Raw genomic sequence first — 3,784 nt, forward strand, 5'->3', positions numbered from 1 at the left:
TACATTTCGAAGAGCACTGACAACGCGTTGCCTGTGTAACAAACATGTAGCTTTTATATAAACAATACATGTAGAAAAAGTTTAGTTTTTGTGTAGGTTGTAAGAAACCTCATTTCTCGATCAGGAGGCATTGCATGGAGCAGAACAAGCGAGTTGCCGGGAGCGCACTGGCCGCGTTGAGCGCACTGACGCTGGGCGTTGGCATGATGGCAACACCCCCGGTGGCGCAGGCGCAAAGCTCGTCGAGCTCCATTGTCGACGAGGCCGGCAGTTCGGTGAACCTGGGCTCAGAGATGGGGGAAGTCCCTGAGCGGGATGCGCCGGTCTACCGCAGCGGCTTGCCTGACGTGGAACCGCAGGGCGAGCCGGGCACTGTGCTGGCTGAGGTGCCGCTAGATGTCAATGTCGGACTTTCGAGTGCGTCGGAGCAGTACCGCATCGCCTACACCACCGTTGACCAGCACGGAAAGCCTGCTGTGAGCACCGGAGCAGTGTACCTGCCGGAGGGCGAGAAGCCGGAGGGCGGCTGGCCGGTGCTGGCATGGGCGCACGGCACTGTGGGTCAGAGCGATGAATGCGCACCGTCAATCAACCCCCTGTGGCCGGTCGAGGAAGAGTACCTCAACACCTTCTTGGACGAGGGCTACGCAATCGTCGCCACGGATTACGTGGGGTTGGATTCGCCCGGGTTCCACAGCTACCTCAACGGCAAGGTCGCGGCGGAAAACGTGGTGGACTCTGTTGCGGCTGCGCACCAGATGGACGCGACAACGGACACTGAGCCCGTGTTGGCGGACGAGTGGGCAGTGATCGGGCAGTCCCAGGGCGGCGGTGTGGCTCTCCACGTCGCGCACAGGGCAACGGAGCTGAGCGAAGACCTCGAGTTCGACTACCGCGGCGGGGTGGCCACGGGCGCGCCGGCGTACGTTGAGAATCTGTTGCTCACCTTTGGCCCCTCCTTCCCGCCCATGCCGCTTCCGGAGATCATGGGAACGTACATGCTCTACGTCCTGGCTTCTGTGTACGAGGCGAACCCGGACATCGACTTCGACTCAGCGCTTACCGACGAAGGCCGCCGCATGATCGCCGCGTCCGAGCAGAGCTGCCTCTTCGAGGTCGGTGAGGCGATGGAAGGTGTGAACCTGGCGCGGGCGTTCAAGAAGCCGCTGCGTGAGGTGCCTGGGGCGGATGCCGCAATCCGTGAATTCCTGGCCACCCCGGTTTCCGGCTACGACAAGCCGGTCTTCTTGGGACACGGTTTGTTCGATTCGGACGTGCCCACTCCGATCGGGGTGATCCTCAACTCCAGCATGTGGCTGCGCCAGTTTATCGGCTCCCCGCGCAATAACCGAGTGGTGGTCAGGTGGTACCCGGCCGACCACGTTGACACGATGAACGAGTCCACCGCCGACTCCGTACCGTTCCTGGACGGGATCATGAACTAAGCCTCAGTTGGAGGCTGAACTCCTTGCCCGGGCTATACCTGTAGCTCGGGGTGGATGTCCCTATCCAGAAGGGCATCATCGTCCCAGAACCCCTCGCGGCCACCGCAGTGACAAGGCCGGTTGAACAGCCGCCAGGCCTGCATCTCGGTCGCGGTTTCGCTCCGCCGGGCAGTCATTCTGGGTAAAAAAGATACCTAGATTCAACGCGGATTCAACGCTGCGCCCGCGGGAGACATGCAGGAGGCAGATATGGGACGCACTAAAGCCACGACGGGACCAGATAGGGCTGCACAGACTACGGCGGGGAAAGCATGGGCTAAGGCCTGCGCAGCTGCGGTAGACGCCGCGACCCTGATGGCGGGGCTATCCGGCACGGCAGCGTCACTGCCTGCAGCGCGTGCGCAGACGGCGTTCGGCTCGATGGCGGATGTCACGCCAGTGGGGGCGGTGAAGCAGGGGGTGCCGATGCGCGACGTCGCAAAGCGCAATGAACCGATCTTCCGCAATGGTCTCCCCGCTGTGTCGCCGCAGGGAGGTCCCGGTACGGTGTTGGCGGAGGTACCGCTTGATCCGCGGGCGGGGTTGGGTAGCGCGTCGAAGCGATTCCGCGTCGCCTACACAACCACTGACCAGCACGGACGCCCCGCAACCAGCACGGGGGTGGTATATCTCCCGAATGGCCAGACGCCGGAGGGCGGATGGCCGGTGCTCGCATGGGCGCACGGCGCGGTGGGCATGGGGGATGAGTGTGCGCCGTCAATAGATGCGCGCATGCCGCGCGACGCGGAGTACCTCAACCGCTGGCTAGACATGGGGTACGCCATCGTGGCGACGGATTACGTCGGGTTGGACTCGCCCGGCCTGCACAGCTACCTCAACGGCAAGTTGGCAGCGGAAAACGTGGTCGACTCGGTGGCGGCTGCGCACAAGATGGCGGGCACGCAGGGGCAGCTGGCGAAAAAGTGGGCGGTGATCGGGCAGTCACAAGGAGGGGGGAGTGGCGCTCCACGTCGCGCACCGGGCGACACCACTGAGCCAAAACCTGGGACTGGACTACCGTGGCGCCATTGCGACGGGCGCGCCAGCGTACGTGGAGGAGATCATCATCGCCGCGGGTCCGACGTTCCCGCCGGTTCCGCTGCCGCCCGCCCTGGGCACCTACGGCCTGTACATCCTGGCGGCGGTGCAAGAAGCGAACCCACACATCGACTTCAATCCCGCGCTTTCCGACGAAGGCCGCCGCATGATAGCCGAATCCAAAAAGAGCTGCTTTTACGAGGTGCGCGACGCCGTCGACGGGACCAACTTGGCCAGGGCGTTCACGAAGCCGATTCGCGACGTCCCCGGTGCAGAGCAAGCGATCCGTGACTTCATGGCCACCCCGGTCGCCGGCTACGATAAACCGGTGTTCCTCGGCCACGGCCTCCAGGACATGGACGTGCCCACTCCGATCGGGTTGGTCCTCAACTCCGACATGTGGGTGCGCCAGTTCGTGGGTAATCCGCGCAACAATCGCGTGGAAGTCCACTGGTACCCGACTGACCACAGTGGTACAGTGAACATGTCCACACAGCACTCGGTGCCGCTTCATGTCAAGTGGTTGTGAACGATTTGTGGTTGGTTTTTGATGGTGTGGGGTTGGGGTGTGGGTGTTGTGCTGGTGCGGATGATGGTGACTGGGCTCGGTAGGTCTTTCGGTGGTGCCGGCTGGGTGTTGATCCATCGTTTTGCGAGTGCGTTGTCGATGGCGGCGCAGCGGTTCTTCTTGAGTGTGTGCCAGGTGCCGTCGAGGACGCTTTGGGGCGTGTAGCCGCAAATGCTGCTGTGGGGCCTGTGGTTGTAGTACTGGGTAAATCGTTCGACCCAGTCGGTGGCGTGGTCAATATCGTCAAAATGGAGCGGATAGTACGGCACGCCCTTCATGGGCCCGGCCCCCGGAAAGTAGACACCGTGGGGGTGAAATTATTGGCTTTACTCTAGCGCATTGTTAGGAAGCGTGAGTTTCGTACTCAATGGGTGTGAGGTACTTGCACCAGGAGTGCCTTCGGGCGTTGTTGTAGCGCGCACACCATGCGAAGACGTCGCGCCGGCGTACTACGCCCTACTTCCGGCCACATCTGGATAGATGAAGGCAGAGATGCGTCCGCAATTACTCACTGGCAGAGGTCAAGTGTCGCATATTTGTCGCAATCTCCCCTAGCCCTAAACACTATGACTGTAAAGGAATCAATGGATTTCTTTGGTCGGCTGTACGGGACGAAGTCATTGAAGAAGCAGCAGAAAAATCTCCTAGAAAAGCTAGGCATTCTTCGATTCCACAATCAAGAAGTGAGATCGTT

Annotated in this window: 3 protein-coding genes and 2 pseudogenes; 3 read left to right on the plus strand and 2 right to left on the minus strand. The window is 61.5% G+C overall.

Annotated elements, in window-relative coordinates:
- Positions 1-134 precede the first annotated feature (134 nt).
- The 3 genes and pseudogenes from QKE30_RS10670 (at position 135) to QKE30_RS10680 (ending at position 3,051) form a co-directional block, all read left to right on the plus strand.
- Positions 135-1,445: a lipase family protein gene (locus QKE30_RS10670; RefSeq protein WP_010188194.1), complete on the plus strand. Its 1,311-nt coding sequence runs from the start codon at positions 135-137 to the stop codon at positions 1,443-1,445.
- An 810-nt stretch (positions 1,446-2,255) separates the two neighbouring features.
- Positions 2,256-2,384 (plus strand): annotated as a pseudogene (locus QKE30_RS10675) (alpha/beta hydrolase); the annotation flags it as partial.
- A 58-nt stretch (positions 2,385-2,442) separates the two neighbouring features.
- On the plus strand, positions 2,443-3,051 hold the full coding sequence (locus QKE30_RS10680; RefSeq protein ID WP_239202845.1) for a hypothetical protein: 609 nt from the start codon (positions 2,443-2,445) through the stop codon (positions 3,049-3,051).
- On the opposite strand, the gene QKE30_RS10685 is transcribed toward QKE30_RS10680, so the two are convergent.
- Positions 3,033-3,368: a hypothetical protein gene (locus QKE30_RS10685; protein ID WP_239202844.1), complete on the minus strand. Its 336-nt coding sequence runs from the start codon at positions 3,366-3,368 to the stop codon at positions 3,033-3,035. The genes QKE30_RS10680 and QKE30_RS10685 overlap by 19 nt on opposite strands.
- A 64-nt stretch (positions 3,369-3,432) precedes the next feature.
- A pseudogene (locus QKE30_RS10690) lies at positions 3,433-3,543 on the minus strand (IS3 family transposase); the annotation flags it as partial.
- Positions 3,544-3,784 lie beyond the last annotated feature (241 nt).

The sequence above is a fragment of the Corynebacterium sp. c24Ua_83 genome (assembly GCF_039907245.1).
Taxonomy (GTDB): domain Bacteria; phylum Actinomycetota; class Actinomycetes; order Mycobacteriales; family Mycobacteriaceae; genus Corynebacterium.

Bases quoted from the DNA above. Each gene is read 5' to 3' on its own strand.
- QKE30_RS10670 (WP_010188194.1), top strand. From the start codon at position 135: ATGGAGCAGAACAAGCGAGTTGCCGGGAGCGCACTGGCCGCGTTGAGC.
- QKE30_RS10685 (WP_239202844.1), bottom strand. From the start codon at position 3,368: ATGAAGGGCGTGCCGTACTATCCGCTCCATTTTGACGATATTGACCAC.